This is a genomic window from Muricoccus harenae (assembly GCF_009848505.1).
GTDB lineage: Bacteria > Pseudomonadota > Alphaproteobacteria > Acetobacterales > Acetobacteraceae > Roseomonas > Roseomonas harenae.
Genome location: NZ_WWDL01000018.1, coordinates 39,398 through 56,469 on the forward strand (window position 1 = coordinate 39,398; position 17,072 = coordinate 56,469).

The following is a 17,072-nucleotide window of genomic DNA, read 5'->3' on the forward strand; positions in this document are numbered from 1 at the left end:
GCTTCTATGGGGGGGCGGGGCAGCCGTCAAGGCGCCTTTCGGCAGAATTCGGCGGGTGGTGCGAAGGCGGGCCGACCACCGTCATTTGCGCCCGTCGTTTGCGCTGGGCGGGGCGGGGCCTAGATTGCATGCGAGGCTTGAAAATCCGGGAGACAGGCGATGGCGCGGCGTGTGGCGGTGGTGTTCGGCGGAACCGGGTTCATCGGGCGCCATGTCGTGCAGCGCCTGGCCAAGCGCGACTTCGTGGTGCGCGTGGTGTCGCGCGGCACGGAATCGGCCCGGCTGCTGATGACCCAGGGGATGGTCGGGCAGATCGTGCCGCTCGGCGCCGGCAAGCTCGACGATGCCACCCTGGCCCGATCCGTGGAGGGGGCCGAGCTGGTGGTGAACCTGATCGGCATCCTGGCGGAGCGGCGCTCAGGGGATTTCGCGCGAATCCATGGTGAGCTTCCTGGGCGGATCGCGCGGGCCAGCGCAGCGGCCGGGGTGCGGCACCTGGTGCATGTCTCGGCGCTCGGGGCGGGGGCTGGTTCCGAGAGCCTTTATGCGCGGAGCAAGGCGCAGGGGGAGGAGGCGGTGCGTGCAGCCTTTCCGGCGGCGACCATCCTGCGCCCCTCCATCGTCTTCGGGCCGGAGGATTCCTTCTTCAACCGCTTCGCCGGCATGGCGCGTGTGTTGCCGGTGCTGCCGCTGGTGGGCGGCGGAACGCGGTTCCAGCCGGTCTATGTGGGTGATGTCGCCGATGCGGTGGTGGCGGTGCTGGACCGGCCGGAGGCGGCGGGACGGACCTATGAGCTGGCGGGGCCGCGGGCAGCCAGCTTCCGCTCTCTGATGGAATACATGCTGGAGGTGATCGGCCGCCGCCGGCGGATCTTGGAGCTTCCGGAGGGGCTGGCACGTTTCCAGGCTGGGCTGACCTCCTGGATGCCAAATCCCCCGCTGACGCGCGACCAGCTGATCCTGCTGAAGACCGACAATGTGCCGGCGGGGGATGCGCCGGGACTGCGGGAGCTGGGAACAGAGCCGACGCCGATGGAGCTGGTGGTCCCGACCTATCTCTCCCGCTTCCGGGTCGGAGGGCGCCGGACAATGGCTGCGGCATGAAAGGTCCGGAACGGCCACATGTTTTGGTGTTGATAGCGGATTGCAGGCAGAGTTTTCGGTCAGGGTTGGTTTTTACGGCAGCTATACTGACTTAATGGCCGTTTTGAACTCGCACGGGCTGGTCCGCTATGGCACAAGGCGCTCCCCGCCGGGTTTTGATGCCCTGCGGGACCGTTCCAGACTTGCAAGGACCGCCGCGCCATGGCCGAGCGCATGCTGCAATTCGTCCGTCTTTCCCAGCAGACGCCGGAGAAGCGTGAGGCGACCATCCGTCGCGAGGATTTCGACGAGATCTACGCCCGCTTCGATCCGGCGCGTGCATCCGAGCAGGCTAGCCGCTGCAGCCAATGCGGCATTCCCTTCTGCTCCGTGCATTGCCCGTTGCAGCAGAACATCCCTGACTGGCTGAAGCTGACGGCCGAAGGGCGGCTGGAGGAGGCCTATGAGGTCAATTCCGCCACCAACACCTTCCCCGAGATCTGCGGCCGCGTCTGCCCGCAGGACCGGCTTTGCGAGGGCAACTGCGTCATCGAGAAGGGCTTCGAGGCCGTCACGATCGGCGCGGTGGAGCGCTATATCAACGACACCGCCTGGGATAAGGGCTGGGTGAAGCCGCCGAAGCCGCCGCGTGAGCTGGAGCATTCGGTGGGCATCATCGGCGCGGGCCCCGCGGGGCTGGCGGCGGCGGAGCGGCTGCGCAGCATCGGCTGGCAGGTGCATGTCTATGACCGCTACGACCGCGCCGGCGGGCTGATGATCTATGGCATCCCCAACTTCAAGCTGGAGAAGGATGTCATCACGCGCCGCACCGCGCAGTTCGCGGAGGGCGGCATCCATTTCCACATGAACTGCGAGATCGGGCGCGACGTGACCGTCGCGGAGCTGCGCGAGAAGCATGATGCGGTGCTGATCGCGACCGGCGTGTACAAGGCGCGCGATATCGAGGTACCGGGCTCGCATCTCGACGGTGTGGTTCCGGCGATGTCCTTCCTCACCGCCTCCAACCGCAAGGGGCTGGGCGACGCGGTGCCGGAGTTCGAGAGCGGGGCACTGAACGCGGCCGGAAAGCGCGTGGTGGTGATCGGAGGCGGCGACACGGCGATGGACTGCCTGCGCACCTCGATTCGCCAGGGCGCGGCCTCCGTCACCTGCCTCTATCGCCGCGACAAGGCGAACATGCCGGGCTCGATGCGCGAGGTTTCCAATGCGGAAGAGGAGGGCGTGCGCTTCGCCTGGCTTTCCGCACCGGAAGGCTTCGAGGGCGAGGGTTCCGTCACGGGCGTGCGCGTGACGAAGATGCATCTCGGCCTGCCGGATGCGACGGGGCGACAGCAGGTGGATCCGCTCCCGGGCAGCTCCTTCGTGGAGCCGGCGGATCTGGTGATCAAGGCGCTGGGCTTCGACCCCGAGGACCTGCCGACCATGTTCGGCGAGCCGGGGCTGAAGGTTTCCCGCTGGGGCACTCTGGGTGTGGACCGGCGCAGCATGATGACGAGCCTGCCGGGCGTCTTCGCCGCGGGCGACATCGTGCGCGGCGCCTCTCTGGTGGTGTGGGCGATCCGGGACGGGCGCGATGTCGCGGACCGCATCGCGGAATATGTCCAGGCGCGGGATTCCGTGCCGCAGGCGGCTGAGTGAGCGGAGGAAGCAGCATGAACGACTACGTTTCCGGGCACCTCCGCAACACCGCGCTGCTGCGCGATGCGGGGCAGATCGACCTGACCGAGCATGACGCCTGTGGCGTCGGGCTGGTGGCGGCGTTGGACGGCAAGGCGCGGCGCGAGGTGGTGCAGGCAGGCATCGATGCGCTGAAGGCCGTGTGGCACCGCGGCGCGGTGGATGCCGATGGCAAGACCGGCGACGGCGCCGGCATCCATGTGGAGATTCCGCAGGATTTCTTCGCCGAGGTGGTGGAGCATGGCGGCGACCGGCTGCGGCCGGGGCGCATCGGCGTCGGCATGGTGTTCATGCCCAAGACGGACCTGGGCGCGCAGGAGCGCTGCCGCTCCATCGTCGAGACCGAAATTCTGAACGCGGGCTACGGCATCTATGGCTGGCGCCAGGTGCCGATCGACGTGGCCTGCATCGGCGAGAAGGCCAATGCGACGCGCCCCGAGATCGAGCAGATCCTGATCTACGATCCCGAGCAGCGGAACGAGGACCTGTTCGAGCGCGACCTGTATGTGATCCGCCGGCGGATCGAGAAGCAGGCCATCGCGGCGCAGATCCCGGACCTGTACCTGTGCACGCTTTCCTGCCGCTCGATCATCTACAAGGGCATGTTCCTGGCGGAGAGCCTTTCGGTCTTCTACCCGGACCTGGTGGACCCGCGCTTCATCAGCCGCTTCGCGATCTATCACCAGCGCTACTCGACCAACACCTTCCCGACCTGGCGGCTGGCGCAGCCCTTCCGCGTGCTTGCGCATAATGGCGAGATCAACACGGTTCATGGCAACGTGAACTGGATGAAGAGCCATGAGACGCGGCTCTCCCACGCCCTGCTCGATCCCTTCATGGAGGACATCAAGCCGGTCATCCAGGCGGGGAATTCCGACACCGCCTCGCTCGACAACGTGTTCGAGCTGCTGGTGCGCGCCGGGCGCGACGCGCCGATGGCGAAGGCGATGCTGATCCCCGAGAGCATCGGCAGCAACGCCACCATGCCGAAGGCGCATCAGGAGCTGTTCCTGTACTGCAACGCGGTGATGGAGCCCTGGGACGGGCCGGCCGCCATTGCGGCGACCGATGGGCGCTGGGTCGTGGCGGGGCTGGACCGCAATGGGCTGCGCCCGATGCGCTACACCATCACCGCCGATCGCATGCTGGTGGTGGGCAGCGAAACCGGCATGGTGAAGTTCCCGGAGGATGCAATCATCGCCCGCGGGCGCCTCGGGCCCGGCCAGTGCATCGGCGTGGACCTGGAGGAGGCGCGCTTCTACGACGACGCCGCGCTGAAGGACGCACTGGCGGCCCGCAAGCCCTTCGGCCAGTGGACCGAGCGCACGACGCGGATCGATGAAATCGTCAAGGCCGATGCGCATGAGCCCGTCGCGCTGCAGGGCGAGGCGCTGCGGCGGCGGCAGCTTTCCATGGGCTTCACGCTGGAGGATCTGGAGGCGATCCTGCACCCGATGGTGGAGGAGGGCGCCGAGGCGATCGGCTCCATGGGTGACGACACACCCATTGCCGTGTTGTCGAAGCAGTATCGCGGCCTGCACCATTATTTCCGTCAGGCCTTCGCGCAGGTGACGAACCCGCCGATCGACTCACTTCGCGAGACGCGGGTGATGACGATCAAGACGCGGCTGGGGAATCTCGGGAACATCCTCGACGAGGACCCGACCCAGTGCGACATGCTGATGCTGGACAGCCCTGTGCTCTCCAACGCCGAGTTCGCGGCGATGCGCGAGTATATGGGCAGCACCGCCTGCGAGGTGGATGCGACCTTCCCGGTCGATGAAGGCGAGCCAGGGCTGCGGCGCGCGCTGGAGCGCATCCGGCGCGAAGCGGAGGAGGGCGTACGCTCGGGCTGCGCGCATGTGATCCTCTCCGACGAGGCGCAGGACGCGACGCGTGCCTCCATCCCGATGATCCTGGCGGTGGGCGCGGTGCATACGCATCTCGTGCGGCATTCGCTGCGCACATTCACCAGCCTGAACATCCGCTCGGCCGAGTGCATGGACGTGCATTATTTCGCCGTGCTGATCGGGGCGGGCGCGACCACCGTGAACGCCTATCTGGCGCAGGAGAGCATCGCGGACCGGCACCGGCGCGGGCTGTTCCCGGGCATGTCCCTCGAGGATTGCGTCGCCAAGTACCGCAAGGCGATCGACAAGGGGCTGCTCAAGACGATGTCCAAAATCGGCATCGGCGTGCTCTCCTCCTATCGCGGCGGCATGAATTTCGAGGCGATCGGGCTGTCCCGCGCGCTCGTGGCGGAGTTCTTCCCCGGCACGCAGTCTCGCATCTCCGGCATTGGGCTTTCGGGTATCGCGCAGCGCGTGCTGAGCATGCACAAGGCGGCCTGGGAGCCGAGCACGGTCGTGCTGCCGGTGGGTGGGCTGTACAAGTTGCGCCGCCGGGGTGAATCCCACGCCTTCGATGGCGGGCTGGTCCATTTGCTGCAGAAGGCGGTGGATACGGATAGCTACGAGACCTTCAAGCGCTACAGCGCCGTGGTGCGGCAGCAGCCGGCGGTCGCGCTGCGCGACCTGCTGGACTTCCGCGGCGGAGCGGCCAAGCCGATCGCACTGGAGGAGGTCGAGAGCATCACCGAGATCCGCAAGCGCCTTCTGGCGCCCGGCATCTCGCTCGGCGCGCTGAGCCCCGAGGCGCATGAAACGCTCTCCATCGCCATGAACCGCATCGGCGCGCGCAGCGACAGCGGCGAGGGCGGCGAGGATCCGGCGCGGGCGAAGCCGCGCGCCAATGGTGACAACGCGAACTCGGCGATCAAGCAGATCGCGTCGGGGCGCTTCGGCGTGACGGCGGAGTATCTGAACAACTGCCGCGAAATCGAGATCAAGGTCGCGCAGGGCGCCAAGCCCGGCGAGGGCGGGCAGCTTCCGGGCTTCAAGGTGACGGGGCTGATCGCCAAGCTCCGGCACTCGACCCCGGGGGTGACGCTGATCTCGCCGCCGCCGCATCACGACATCTACTCGATCGAGGATCTGGCGCAGCTCATCTATGACCTGAAGCAGATCAACCCGGATGCGACGGTCTGCGTGAAGCTGGTCTCGCGCTCGGGCATCGGGACGATCGCGGCGGGCGTCGCCAAGGCGAAGGCGGATGCGATCCTGGTCTCCGGTCATTCCGGCGGCACGGGGGCGTCCCCGGTGACGTCGATCAAGTATGCGGGGCTGCCCTGGGAGATGGGGCTGTCTGAGACGCATCAGGTGCTGCTGCTGAACCGGCTGCGGCACCGGGTGAAGCTGCGCACGGATGGCGGCATCAAAACCGGACGCGACGTGGTGGTCGCGGCCATGCTGGGCGCCGAGGAATTCGGCATCGGCACGGCCAGCCTCGTCGCCATGGGCTGCATCATGGTGCGGCAGTGCCACTCCAACACCTGCCCCGTCGGCGTCTGCACGCAGGATGAGAAGCTGCGCGAGAAGTTCGAGGGCAGCCCGGAGAAGGTGATCTCCCTGTTTTCCTTCGTGGCGGAGGAGGTGCGTGAGATCCTGGCCTCGCTCGGCTTCCGCAAGTTGGAAGACGTGATCGGGCGCACGGATCTGCTGAAGCAGGTGTCGCGCGGCGCGGAGGACCTGGACGACCTCGACCTCAACCCGTTGCTGGTGCAGGCGGATGCGGGCGGGCATCCAGCCTACTGCACGCTCGAGGGGCGCAACGAGGTGCCCGAAACGCTGGATGCGGACATGATCCGCGATGCGGCGGCACTCTTCTCCCGCGGCGAGAAGATGCAGCTTCAGTACAACATCCAGAACACGCATCGGGCCATCGGCACCAAGACTAGCTCGATGATCGTGCGGCAGTTCGGGATGTCCGGGCTTCAGCCGGGGCATCTGACGGTGCGGCTACGCGGCTCGGCGGGCCAGTCCCTGGGCGCCTTCGGCGTGCGCGGGCTGAAGCTCGAAGTGCTGGGTGATGCCAATGACTATGTCGGCAAGGGGCTGTCGGGCGCGACCATCGTCGTGCGGCCGGGGCCGAGCGCCAGCCTGGTCTGGGAGGAGAACACCATCGTCGGTAACACCGTGCTCTACGGCGCGACGGCGGGTGAGCTTTTCGCGGCGGGGCAGGGCGGCGAGCGCTTCGCGGTGCGCAATTCCGGCGCCACCACGGTGGTGGAGGGCATCGGTGCCAATGGCTGCGAATACATGACCGGCGGCACCGTCGTGATCCTGGGTGCGGTGGGCGACAATTTCGGCGCCGGCTTCACCGGCGGCCATGCCTTCGTCTGGGATGCGGACGGCACTTTCGAGCGCCGGATCAATCCGGACACCCTGCTCTGGTCGCGACTGGGCTCGGCGCATTGGGAAGGCGTGCTGCGCGACCTGATCGCCCGCCATGCGCGGGAGACGGGCTCGCGGCTCGCGGCGCGCATCCTGAACGACTGGCGTGTGGAGAGGGATGCCTTCTGGCATATTGTGCCGAAGGACTATGCCAAGTTGCTGCCGCAGCCGATGACGGACCGGTTGATGGCGGCCGAATAGGGCTTCCTGGCCGCCGCCCTGGTTACGCGGCGGCCGGATTGCCTCCGGGCTTGGCGGCATAGGTGAAGTTGCCGCTGCCGTCATAGGGCCAGTGCAGGACGTAGCGGCCGTAATAGGCCTGGCAGGCCGCCATGCCGTCGAGATAGGTGGCCTCACCTTCGCGGAAGGCGGCGAAGCGGGTTTCGGCTGTCACGCCGGGGTGCTTCTTGCCGATGGGCGGCGTGAAGTCGTCCTGCGCGCCGTGCTGCAGCTTGCTGCGCAGCACGGTGTTGAGCAGGCGCACGGCATCCCGCGCGGCCTTGCTCCAGGCGCCGCGTTCGGCGCCGGGGGTGAGGGCCGAGGCGAAGAGTTTTTCATAGCCGCCCGGGCCCTTCCGCCACAGGCTCATCAGGTCATAGTCGGAGACGAACATGCGGCCGGTCTCCGGATGGACGCCGATGCCGCTTTCGCCGGACTTGACGGTGCGGCCGGCGCTGTCATGGCCATCGGCCCAGCGCTTGGGCGGCAATTCGCCCTGGAAGGCGACGGCGCCGCGCTTGGGGCAGCGCATCACCACTAGCAGCCCCTGCCTCCGGGTCACCAGACGGAAGGCTGCCACGTCCTCGGGAGCCAGGTCGCTCCGCTTGGCGAAGCGCAGGTCATCGTCGCCCACCCCGGCACGGCCGGCATCGCGCAACCTCGCGAAGACGGCGGCTTCGGCGATGGAGACTTTGAGGGTCATGATCGTTTCTCCTTCAGACCATATTAGCCTTGCGCAATGCGGGCGCCAACGCTTGCGCGGGCCGACAGGGCTGGCATAAGCCGCCGCCGTGCGTATCCTCCATCACCTCCCGCTCTCCCCCGCCTGCCGAAAGGTGCGCCTGGCGCTTCATGAGAAGCGTATCCCCTTCGAGCTGCATGCGGAGCGGATCTGGGAGCGCCGGGAAGAGTTCCTGGCGATGAATCCCGCCTGCACCGTGCCGGTGCTGGAGGAGGAGAACGGGCTGGTCGTCGCGGACAGCTACGCGATCTGCGAGTATCTCGACGAGGCCTATCCCGATATGCCGCTGCTCGGCCGCACCCATGCGGAGCGGGCCGAGGTGCGGCGGCTGGTCGCCTGGTTCGATGACAAGTTCGAGCGCGAGGTGACGCGCAACCTGTATTACGAGAAGCAGCTGAAGCGCGTTCTTGGCCGCGGCAACCCAGATGCGGGGGCACTGCGCGCCGGCTATGCCAATATCAAGCCGCATCTGGAATATATCGGCTGGCTGGCCGAGACGCGGGCCTGGCTGGCGGGCGGGCAGATCTCGCTGGCCGACCTTGCCGCGGCGGCGCATCTCTCCTGCCTGGATTATATCGGCGATGTCGATTGGTCGCTGAATGATGCGGTGAAGGACTGGTATGCGCGGGTGAAGTCGCGCCCGGCCTTTCGCTCGATTCTGGCGGACCGGGTCAGCGGGCAAACGCCGCCGGCACATTACGCCGACCTGGATTTTTAGGAGCGGGCTTCAGCGCCGCGCGGGGCCGGCTGCGTTCAAGGCCAGGTTCTGCTCGGCCAGGTCGGCGGCCGGGCTGTCGGGGCTGCTGGCGATTACGCTTTCCCAATCCGCGCGCGCCCCGGCCGCATCGCCTTGGAGCTGGCGGAGGATGCCGCGTTCCAGCAGCGCCTCAGGGCTGCCGGGCTCGATCCCAAGGGCGTGCTCGATGTCGCGCAGGGCTTCCTGCGGGCGTTCCAGATGGCGGAGGGCGGCGGCGCGGAAGACCCAGGCCTCGGCGCGCTGCGCGTCCTGGGCCAGCGCGAGGTCGGTGTCGGCCAGGGCATCGGCGAAGCGGCCGAGCATGCCGGCGGCGATGGCACGGTCCACCAGCAGCTCCGGGTCGTTCGGTGTCAGCGCCAAAGCGAGGGTGAAGGCGCCATGGGCGTTGATGGCCCGCCCCGCGACCATCCAGGCTTGGCCCGCTTGGCCGAAGACGGCGGCGCGGGCGCCGGGGCTGGCGGCGGCACGGGCGGCCAGGCTCTCCAGCCGCGAGGCGGCGCGTTCCGGCTCGCCCAGGGCCAGCAGCGCCAGGGCGGAGCAATGGCGGGCGCCGTCGCCGCCATCCCGCGCCTCCCAGGCCTCGGCATAGCTCAGCGCGCCCTGCGCGTCGTCGCGCAGCTTGCCGAGGCATTCCTCGTATTCGGGGCTGTCCGCCACGCGAGGGGGTTCGGGCGGAAGGGGGAGGACCTCCTCGGCCGCCTCGGGCACCGGGATGGGGGCGGCGGTTTCGGGCTGCGTCCACCACCAGGCGCCGCCCAGCGTAATGGCCAGCACGACGACGATGACGCCGGGCAGGACTGTGCGGGGAGCGATTCGCATCGGAGGCAATCTAGCGACGCAAGGGCAGAGCCGCCATGGATGCGGGATGGACCGGCATCTCCTCCTCATCGGGCTTGGCTTCAGCGGCGTCGCCATCGCGCGGGAGGCGCTGGCGCGGGGGTGGCGCGTTACGGCCACGGCGCGCGAACCGAGGCGGGTGGCGGCGCCCATGGGGGTGCGGGTGCTGCCTTTCGCGGAGGCAGGGCAGTCCGTGCGGGAGGCGACGCATCTTGTCGCCACGGCGCCGCCGGGCGAGGCGGGGGATCCGGTCTTCGCGGCGCATGGTGCGGCGCTGCGCGACGGAGCGCTGCGCTGGGCCGGCTATCTTTCGACGACCGGGGTTTACGGCGATCACGGCGGCGGCTGGGTGGATGAGGCGACGGAGCCGGCGCCGGCCCAGCCGCGCTCCATCCGGCGGAGGGCGGCGGAGCGGCAATGGGAGGAGCTGGCCGGCGGTGTTTCCGTGGACCTGTTCCGTTGCGCGGGGATCTACGGACCAGGGCGCAGCGTGCTGGACGAGCTGCGGGCCGGGCGGGCGCGGCGGGTGATCCGGCCGGGGCATGTGTTCGGGCGGATCCATCGGGACGATATCGCCCGGGCCGTTCTGACAGCGGCTGAGGCGCCGGCATCGGGGGTGCGGGTGCTGCATCTGGCCGATGACGAGCCGGCGGAAAGCGCCGTGGTGACGGAAGGGGCGGCGCGGATGCTGGGGATGGAGCCGCCGCCCGCGATCCCCTTCGAGGAGGCGCGGGCGGGGATGTCCCCAATGGCGCTTTCCTTCTGGGCGGAGGACCGGCGGATCGCCAATGCCCGGACCAAGGCCGCGCTTGGAATCGCCTGGCGCTATCCAAGCTGGCGCGACGGGCTGGCCGCAATCCTGGCGGAGGGCGGCTGAGCCGCACTCACCCTGCCGCCCGGCCGGGCAGAAACCCCCGGTGCCGGGCCGGCGTTGGCCGTCCGCCTCTGTCAGGAAGAACCACGCCATGCGCCTCGACGGTCCGGAAAGCCAGAATGTCGAGGATCGCCGTGGCGGAGGTGGCTTCGGCGGTTTCGGTGGCGGCGGCCGGCGCGGCGGCGGGATCGCCGTAGGTGGGATAGGCGGGGTGGTGCTGCTGGTGGTGGCGCTGCTCTTCGGGGTCGATCCTTCGGTGCTGCTGGGCGGAGGCGAGATGGAGCCCCGGCCGGCGCCGCAGGAGCGGCGATTCGATCAGGGCCAAGGCCAGGCGCGGGCGCCGCAGCAGGCGGATCGCAGCGAGGATGCCGGGCGGCGCTTCATCGCACAGGTGCTGGGCGAGACGGAGCAGGTTTGGAACCAGCAGTTCCGCCAGCTGGGACGGCAGTATGAAGAACCGGTGCTGGTGCTGTTCTCAGGCGCCACGCAATCGGGCTGCGGCGCGGCCCAGGCGCAGACGGGGCCCTTCTACTGCCCGAACGACCAACGTGTTTACATCGACCTAGAATTCATGGCGCGGCTGCAGCAGCAGCTGGGGGCCACGGGGGATTTCGCCGCGGCCTATATCGTCGCGCATGAGGTCGGGCATCACGTGCAGAACCTGCTTGGCGTGCTGCCGCGGGTGCAGCAACTACAGGCGCGGGCCTCGGCGGCGGAGCGCAACCAGTTGCAGGTGCGGGTGGAGTTGCAGGCGGATTGCCTGGCCGGGATGTGGGCGAACCAGGCGCAGCGGGCGCGGAACATCCTGGAGCAGGGCGATATCGAGGAGGGGCTGAACGCCGCCGCCGCGGTGGGCGACGACCGGGTGACCGGCGGGCGCATTCGGCCAGAAAGCTTCACCCATGGCAGCGCGCAGCAGCGCACGCGCTGGTTCCGGCGCGGGCTGGAGAGCGGCGACATTCGCCAGTGCGACACTTTCGAGGGATAGCCTTGCTGAGTCAGGCATGGCCGAGCGGGGTCTGGTCAGGCGTCGGTTAGGCAGGGTCTACTGGCGGCATGCCGAAGATCGCCGTCGCCCGTCTCTGGTTCGAGGGGAATTCCTTCACGCCCATCCCAACCGGGATGGATGCCTTCCTCTCCCGTGAGTGGATCGCGGGTGAGGAGGTTCTCGGTCGCTATGCCGGGACCGCCATGGAGATGGGGGCGGTCGCGTCCTTCCTGGCAAAGCATCCGGGCTGGTCCGCGACGGTGTTGCGCTGCGCGAGCGCCCAGCCCGGCGGGCCGATGACGGATGAGGTGTTCGAGGCCTGGATGGGGGAGGTGATGCCGGCGCTGCGGGCGGGCGGCTTCGACGGGGTGTATCTGTCGCTGCACGGGGCCTGCGTCACGGAATCCGATCCTGAGGCAGATTTGACCATCCTGCGGGCGGTGCGGTCAGCGGTGGGGCGGGACGTGCCGGTGACGGCCTCCTTCGATTTCCATGCGAACATGGCGGAGGAGGCGGCCACGCTGCTCGATGGCGCGAGCGCCTATCGCACCTATCCACATGTGGACATGGACGTGGCCGGAGCCCGGGCGCTGGACATGCTGGAGCGGCGGATCGGCGGTGGTGCCGTGCTGCATGGGGCGGTGGCGAAGCGGCCCTTTGTCCTGCAGTCGCTGAACATGCGTTCGGCCGAGGGGCCGATGGCCGAGGTCTGGGCGCTGGCGGCGGAGCTGGAGGAAGGGGCGGTTTGCGAAGCCTTTCCCTTCGGCGGCTTCGCCTGGGGGGACAGCCCGCATGCAGGGCCCTCGGGCATGGCCTGGGCCTCGGATGCCGGGGCTGTGCGGGCTGCGGCGGAGCGGATCGCGGCGGCGATCGAGGCGCGGCGGGGGCGGTTCGCCGTTTTCTCGCCCTCGCCGGAGGAAGGCCTGGCGCTGGCCCTGAAAGGGCCGCCCGGCCTCGTGGCGCTGCTGGACCCGGCGGATAATCCGTTCTCCGGCGGGATCGCGGATACGCCCGGGCTGCTGCGGGTTCTTGTGCAGAACCCGCCGCCGGTGCCGACGGTGTTCGCCTTCCTGAACGATCCGGCGGCCGTGCAGGCCGCGGCTTCTGCCGGGGTGGGCGGGCGCCTCGAGCGGGCCCTGGCCGCGCAGGTGACGGAGGCCTTCGGTCCGCCGGTGCCCTTCTCGGGGGTGGTGGAGCGGCTGACGGATGGGCGCTTCGTGAATGAGGGGCCGATGGAGCGGGGGGCGCCGGTCGATCTCGGGCCGACGGCGGTGCTGCGGTCGGACGCGCTGCGGGTAATCGTGACGACGAAGAAGGAGGCGGCGGTGGATCCGGCCTTCTTCTCGCTGCATGGGATCGACTTGGGCGCCACGCGGCTGATGGCGAATAAGGGGAAAAACCATTTCCGCGCCGCCTTCGCCGAGCGGTGCTCGATGATCTTGGAATGCGACTGCCCCGGTCCCGCCTCACTGGACCTCGCCGCGCTTCCCTTCCGCCACGTCCCGAAGGCTTGGCTTCAGCCCGGCTGAAGGGAGCGGCGGCGGATTCAGTCCGCCCTTGCGCCCGTCTCGCGGATCAGCGCGCCCCAGCGCCGGCTTTCCTCCGCCTGGAAGTTGCCCAGCGCCTCGGGCGTGCCGGGCCGAACCTCGAAGCCCGCCGCGACGAGGCGGTCGCGCACCTCCGGCATGGCGAGGATGCGGACGACCTCCGTGTTGAGGCGGGCCACGGCGGGGCGGGGCGTGCCTGCCCGGGTGTAGAGGCCGGTCCAGATGGCACTATCGAGGCCCGGATAGCCGCCCTCGGCGGTGGTGGGGACCTCGGGCACCACGGACATGCGGGTGGGATTCATCACGGCGACGGCGGAGAGGGGACCGCCGCGGAGCTGGCCGAGGACATCGGCGACCGAGGGGAACATGAGCTGGATCAGCCCTGCCGTCAGGTCGTTCAGCGCCGGGCCCTGGCCACGATAGGGAACATGGGTGAGCGTCACGCCCGTGCTGCGGGCGAAGAGCGCGCCGGCCAGATGGGTGGGGGAGCCGCTGCCGGAGGAGCCGTAAGTGGCGGGCTGCGGCATGGCCTTCAGGGCGGCGACGAGGCCGGGCAGGCTGCGGTCCTGCAGCCAGGCGCCGGCAACCACCGCCTGCGGGTAGTAGGTGACCAGGGAGATGGGGGCGAGGTCCTTCTCCGGGTCATAGGCTAGGTTCGAATAGAGGAACTGGTTAGCCGACTGGGTTCCGGTCGTGGCCATGAAGAGGGTGTGGCCGTCGGGTGCGGAGCGGGCGACCTCGACCGCGCCGATGCTGCCGCCAGCGCCAGGGCGGTTCTCGATCACCACGGGCTGGCCGAGGGCGGGGGAGAGGTGTTGGGCGATCATCCGCGCCTGGACATCGGCGCTGCCGCCGGGCGGGAAGGGGACCACGATGCGGACCGGGCGGCTTGGGGCCCAGCCGGCTTCGCCGGCGCCGGGTCGGGTGCTCGGCTGGGCACGGGCAAGGCGCGGAAAGCCGAGGGACACCAGGGCGCCGCCGAGGAGGAGGCTGCGTCGGATGGAGGCGGTCATGCGCGGCTGACCTCGCGGAAGAAGGGGAGGGCGATCTCGTCGAAGAGGGCCGGTTCGGTGCGGGAGAAGGCGTGGCCGCCGCGCGGCGGGTAGATGGCCGTCGCGCCAGGAATCAGCTGGGCCATTTCCTCGGAGAAGTAGCGGGGGGTGAGGATGTCGTCCTCCGTGCAGAGGATGCGGACGGGGATGTCCAGGCGGCCGTATTCGGCACGGCGGTCGAAGGCGAGGATGGCGTCGAGCCGGCTGCCCTGCACCGCGGCGCTGCCGAGCGAGGCGGCGGCCGCTGCCTCCTCCGCGGCAATGCGGGCGTCGTTCGCGTTGATCCAGTAGGGCGGGTAGAGCAGCAGGGTGGTGTAGCGCGCATAGGCGTCCATCCCCACGCGCTCCATGAGCATGCGACGCAGGCCGAGCACGCGGTGGCGATAGGCGTCGCCGCAGGTGGTGCTGGCATAAATCATCAGCGAGGCGATGCGGGAGGGGTGGTCCAGTGCGGTGGCCGTGCCGATGGCGCCGCCCGTGGAGTGCCCGAGTAGATGCACACGGTCGAGGCCGGCGGCATCGAGGATTGCGACCAGGTCTGCCGACATCTGTTCGACGGAGGCGACCGGCACGCGGGAGGATTGGCCGGTGCCGCGCTGGTCAAAGATGAGGGTGGTAAATTCCTGCGCGTAGCGCGCGACCTGCGGCGCCCACCAGCTGCTCGTGCCGCCGAGGCCGGAGGCGAGCACGAGTGGCGGGCCAGAGCCGTGAACTTCGTAGTAGAGGTCGCATTCGTCACGATGGGCGAAGGGCATGTAGGGCCTGGTGGCTTGTTCGGACCGCGGAGTTTGCAGGAAGCGGGCCAAGTTTCGAGGTGGATTCGGAAATGGGCGACAAGAGCCGGGTCAGCCAACGCGAAAGTGCTGGAGGGGCACTCGCCGAAAGGGTGTAAATGCCCGAATTCCGCCACGATTAACGCATCATTTCGAAACCGAAATTCTGTCGTTCACAGCTGCGTGGCTTTACGAGAGTTCAGTCGGCAGGCACCGTATCCGACGCTCGGGGTAGTCGACGCTCACGGGAGGAAGAATGTAATCTCCGGATCAGTGTCAACGCTGACGGAATTCCGCTGCACCTTCTCCGTGCTCCTATGCACAGGGAATGCGTCGCTGAGGTCCCGTCCCCATTGCAGGCTTGAGGAACGCAGCAGACTGATGTCGGAAACCGTAAAGAATGCCGTGACGCCAGAAGCCGTTGCCTTCAGGCTCATGGAGAAGATCATGACGGCTGAGCGAAAGAGCTTCCTTCCCAGCCCGACCGAGTCCGGTGCGACGACGATCACGCGCGACGAAGTGCTGGATCTCTACGCGCTCTGCATCGACGCGGTCAGCGGCAACCGCCACAACAGGTTGCACAACCGGCTGACCTGACGCCGCCGGCTGGTCCGGGCGGCGTCCATTCAAGGCTCATGAAAGGGGACGACAGCATGGCAGGCCGCATCCGTTATCCCGAAACGCGCGAAGAAGTCGCCTTGAAGCTGCTGGCGAAGATCATGATGGCTGAGCGAAAGCCGGTGATCTTCGGTGCCGCAGTAGGCGCGAAGGGTAAATACCGGGAGGAGACGCTCGAGCTCCTCGCGCGCTGCATCGCCGCCGTGGATGGCCGGCATGGGAAGGATGCCCCAGCGGCCGCCCTTCCCGCCGAGGGCGTGTCAGAAGGAAGTCAGGATGTGGTCGGCACACCCGTCCTGGTGAATGGCGAACCCGCCTAGCTGTTCGCCTCAATCATCGCGCGAACTTTCGGATAGACCTCGCTGGCCCAGCGGCGGCCGCTGAAGACGCCGTAATGGCCGACGCCCGTCTGCAGATGGTGGTGGCGGTTGGCAAGCGGGATGTTGGGGCAGAGGTCCAGCGCCGCCATGGTCTGGCCGATGGCGCAGATATCGTCGCGCTCACCCTCCACCGTGAGAAGGGCGGTGCGGCGAATGGCCTCGGGGCGGACGCGGCGGCCGCGGTGCATGAGCTGGCCGCGCGGGAGGTCGTGCTCCTGGAAGATCCGTTGCACGGTTTCGAGGTAGTAGGCGGCAGGCAGGTCCATCACCGCGAAATACTCATCGTAGAAGCGGCGGTGGGCCTCGGCACTCTCGAAGTCCCCGGCGACGATGTTGTCGTATTGGGTCCGGTGCGCCTTCAGGTGGCGGCCGATGTTCATCGACATGAAGGCCTGGAGCTGGATGGCGCCGGGATAGACGCGGCGGCCGGCGCCGGCATAGCGGGCTGGCACTGTGCCGATGAGGTTCCGCTCGAACCACTCGATCGGCTTCGACTGCGCGAGGTCATTCACCGTGGTCGGGCTGATCCGCGTGTCGATCGGGCCCGCCATCAGGGTCATGCTGGCGGGTGTGGCCCGGTTGCGGTCCTCGGCCATCACTGCCACCGCGGCGAGGGTTGCGGGCGCGGGCTGGCAGACGGCGAGCACATGGCTGCCGGGGCCCATCACCTCAAGGAAGCGGATGATGTGGTCGGTGAAATCGTCGAAGGCGAATTCACCGGCAGAGAGCGGGACGTCCCGGGCGTTGATCCAGTCGGTGATATAGACGTCGTGGTCGGGCAGCAGCACCTCCACCGTGCCTCGGAGCAGGGTGGAGAAATGGCCGGACATGGGGGCCACCACCAGCACGCGGGGCTGCTGGACCGGCGTGTCCTTCGCGAAGCGGAGCAGGGTGGCGAAGGGGGTTTCGTCGACCACCTCCTCCGTCACCTCGACATCGTGGTTGCCGACGCGGGTGGTGGTGAAGCCGTAATTCGGACGGGCATGGGTGGTCCTGGCGCGGGCAATCAGCTCGAAGGCGGCACTCGCGCGGCGAATATAGGGGGCGGCCAGCGGCATGGCAGCCGTCACCGACTCCCATTGGCGCAGGATGCGGCCCGCGCTCTCAGCGAAGGCTCGCATCGGGAACTGCAAGTCCTGCTGCGTCTGCCAGAGGCTATAGATCATGCGGTTTGTGGCAGTCGGTTCAGCAGCATGGAACTTGAACGGCCCG

Annotated in this window: 14 protein-coding genes; 9 read left to right on the forward strand and 5 right to left on the reverse strand. The window is 68.5% G+C overall.

Translation table 11 applies throughout. The annotated features are described in order from the left end of the window. Positions 1-159: 159 nt before the first annotated feature. The 3 genes from GSE44_RS14050 to gltB all read left to right on the forward strand — a co-directional run bounded on the left by GSE44_RS14050 (position 160) and on the right by gltB (position 7,274). Positions 160-1,104: a complex I NDUFA9 subunit family protein gene (locus tag GSE44_RS14050; protein WP_159349458.1), complete on the forward strand. Its 945-nt coding sequence runs from the start codon at positions 160-162 to the stop codon at positions 1,102-1,104. A 201-nt stretch (positions 1,105-1,305) separates the two neighbouring features. Then, positions 1,306-2,742 (forward strand): NAD(P)-dependent oxidoreductase, encoded by a 1,437-nt coding sequence (locus GSE44_RS14055; RefSeq protein WP_159349459.1) that lies wholly within the window; start codon positions 1,306-1,308, stop codon positions 2,740-2,742. A gap of 14 nt (positions 2,743-2,756) precedes the next feature. Continuing rightward, the gene (gene gltB / locus GSE44_RS14060) at positions 2,757-7,274 is read left to right on the forward strand and encodes a glutamate synthase large subunit (protein WP_159349460.1); all 4,518 of its coding nucleotides are present in this window, start codon (positions 2,757-2,759) and stop codon (positions 7,272-7,274) included. Between the two features lie 22 nt (positions 7,275-7,296). On the opposite strand, the gene GSE44_RS14065 is transcribed toward gltB, so the two are convergent. Beyond that, positions 7,297-7,995, reverse strand: a complete 699-nt coding sequence (locus GSE44_RS14065; RefSeq protein WP_159349461.1) for a hypothetical protein — start codon at positions 7,993-7,995, stop codon at positions 7,297-7,299. Between the two features lie 88 nt (positions 7,996-8,083). Here GSE44_RS14065 and fzlA point away from each other — a divergent pair, with 88 nt between their 5' ends. Beyond that, positions 8,084-8,752: an FtsZ-binding protein FzlA gene (gene fzlA, locus GSE44_RS14070; protein ID WP_159349462.1), complete on the forward strand. Its 669-nt coding sequence runs from the start codon at positions 8,084-8,086 to the stop codon at positions 8,750-8,752. 9 nt (positions 8,753-8,761) lie between these two features. Here the strand turns inward: fzlA and GSE44_RS14075 are convergent, their stop codons facing one another. Next, the gene (locus GSE44_RS14075) at positions 8,762-9,610 is read right to left on the reverse strand and encodes a tetratricopeptide repeat protein (RefSeq protein WP_159349463.1); all 849 of its coding nucleotides are present in this window, start codon (positions 9,608-9,610) and stop codon (positions 8,762-8,764) included. 46 nt (positions 9,611-9,656) lie between these two features. On the opposite strand from GSE44_RS14075, the gene GSE44_RS14080 reads away from it, so the two are divergent. The 3 genes from GSE44_RS14080 (at position 9,657) to GSE44_RS14090 (ending at position 13,019) form a co-directional block, all read left to right on the forward strand. Then, positions 9,657-10,505, forward strand: coding sequence for a Rossmann-fold NAD(P)-binding domain-containing protein (locus GSE44_RS14080; RefSeq protein WP_159349464.1), 849 nt, complete (start codon positions 9,657-9,659; stop codon positions 10,503-10,505). 88 nt (positions 10,506-10,593) lie between these two features. Next, a complete protein-coding gene (ypfJ, locus tag GSE44_RS14085; protein ID WP_159349465.1) occupies positions 10,594-11,490 on the forward strand; it encodes a KPN_02809 family neutral zinc metallopeptidase in 897 nt (298 codons plus the stop codon). Positions 11,491-11,558: 68 nt separating this feature from the next. Beyond that, positions 11,559-13,019, forward strand: a complete 1,461-nt coding sequence (locus tag GSE44_RS14090; protein WP_159349466.1) for a M81 family metallopeptidase — start codon at positions 11,559-11,561, stop codon at positions 13,017-13,019. A gap of 17 nt (positions 13,020-13,036) precedes the next feature. Here GSE44_RS14090 and GSE44_RS14095 read toward each other — a convergent pair whose 3' ends face one another. Both GSE44_RS14095 and GSE44_RS14100 read right to left on the reverse strand, forming a co-directional pair. Further along, positions 13,037-14,050, reverse strand: a complete 1,014-nt coding sequence (locus GSE44_RS14095; RefSeq protein WP_159349467.1) for a Bug family tripartite tricarboxylate transporter substrate binding protein — start codon at positions 14,048-14,050, stop codon at positions 13,037-13,039. Next, positions 14,047-14,844, reverse strand: coding sequence for an alpha/beta fold hydrolase (locus GSE44_RS14100; RefSeq protein ID WP_159349468.1), 798 nt, complete (start codon positions 14,842-14,844; stop codon positions 14,047-14,049). The genes GSE44_RS14095 and GSE44_RS14100 overlap by 4 nt, the downstream gene beginning before the upstream one ends. A gap of 399 nt (positions 14,845-15,243) precedes the next feature. Here GSE44_RS14100 and GSE44_RS14105 point away from each other — a divergent pair, with 399 nt between their 5' ends. Together GSE44_RS14105 and GSE44_RS14110 are read left to right on the forward strand one after the other, a co-directional pair. Further along, the gene (locus GSE44_RS14105) at positions 15,244-15,459 is read left to right on the forward strand and encodes a hypothetical protein (protein WP_159349469.1); all 216 of its coding nucleotides are present in this window, start codon (positions 15,244-15,246) and stop codon (positions 15,457-15,459) included. A 56-nt stretch (positions 15,460-15,515) separates the two neighbouring features. Then, positions 15,516-15,800 carry a hypothetical protein gene (locus GSE44_RS14110; RefSeq protein WP_159349470.1) on the forward strand — a complete coding sequence of 95 codons (285 nt, stop codon included), beginning with the start codon at positions 15,516-15,518 and terminating at the stop codon, positions 15,798-15,800. On the opposite strand, the gene GSE44_RS14115 is transcribed toward GSE44_RS14110, so the two are convergent. Then, on the reverse strand, positions 15,797-17,026 hold the full coding sequence (locus tag GSE44_RS14115; RefSeq protein ID WP_159349471.1) for a polyhydroxyalkanoate depolymerase: 1,230 nt from the start codon (positions 17,024-17,026) through the stop codon (positions 15,797-15,799). The genes GSE44_RS14110 and GSE44_RS14115 overlap by 4 nt on opposite strands. Between the last annotated feature and the right edge of the window lie 46 nt (positions 17,027-17,072).

Excerpts from the sequence above, each read along its gene's own strand:
- GSE44_RS14050 (WP_159349458.1), top strand. The coding sequence starts at position 160 with ATGGCGCGGCGTGTGGCGGTGGTGTTCGGCGGAACCGGGTTCATCGGG.
- GSE44_RS14055 (WP_159349459.1), top strand. The coding sequence starts at position 1,306 with ATGGCCGAGCGCATGCTGCAATTCGTCCGTCTTTCCCAGCAGACGCCG.
- gltB (WP_159349460.1), top strand. The coding sequence starts at position 2,757 with ATGAACGACTACGTTTCCGGGCACCTCCGCAACACCGCGCTGCTGCGC.
- GSE44_RS14065 (WP_159349461.1), bottom strand. The coding sequence starts at position 7,995 with ATGACCCTCAAAGTCTCCATCGCCGAAGCCGCCGTCTTCGCGAGGTTG.
- GSE44_RS14075 (WP_159349463.1), bottom strand. The coding sequence starts at position 9,610 with ATGCGAATCGCTCCCCGCACAGTCCTGCCCGGCGTCATCGTCGTCGTG.
- GSE44_RS14080 (WP_159349464.1), top strand. The coding sequence starts at position 9,657 with ATGGACCGGCATCTCCTCCTCATCGGGCTTGGCTTCAGCGGCGTCGCC.
- ypfJ (WP_159349465.1), top strand. The coding sequence starts at position 10,594 with ATGCGCCTCGACGGTCCGGAAAGCCAGAATGTCGAGGATCGCCGTGGC.
- GSE44_RS14090 (WP_159349466.1), top strand. The coding sequence starts at position 11,559 with ATGCCGAAGATCGCCGTCGCCCGTCTCTGGTTCGAGGGGAATTCCTTC.
- GSE44_RS14095 (WP_159349467.1), bottom strand. The coding sequence starts at position 14,050 with ATGACCGCCTCCATCCGACGCAGCCTCCTCCTCGGCGGCGCCCTGGTG.
- GSE44_RS14100 (WP_159349468.1), bottom strand. The coding sequence starts at position 14,844 with ATGCCCTTCGCCCATCGTGACGAATGCGACCTCTACTACGAAGTTCAC.
- GSE44_RS14105 (WP_159349469.1), top strand. The coding sequence starts at position 15,244 with ATGTCGGAAACCGTAAAGAATGCCGTGACGCCAGAAGCCGTTGCCTTC.
- GSE44_RS14110 (WP_159349470.1), top strand. The coding sequence starts at position 15,516 with ATGGCAGGCCGCATCCGTTATCCCGAAACGCGCGAAGAAGTCGCCTTG.
- GSE44_RS14115 (WP_159349471.1), bottom strand. The coding sequence starts at position 17,026 with ATGATCTATAGCCTCTGGCAGACGCAGCAGGACTTGCAGTTCCCGATG.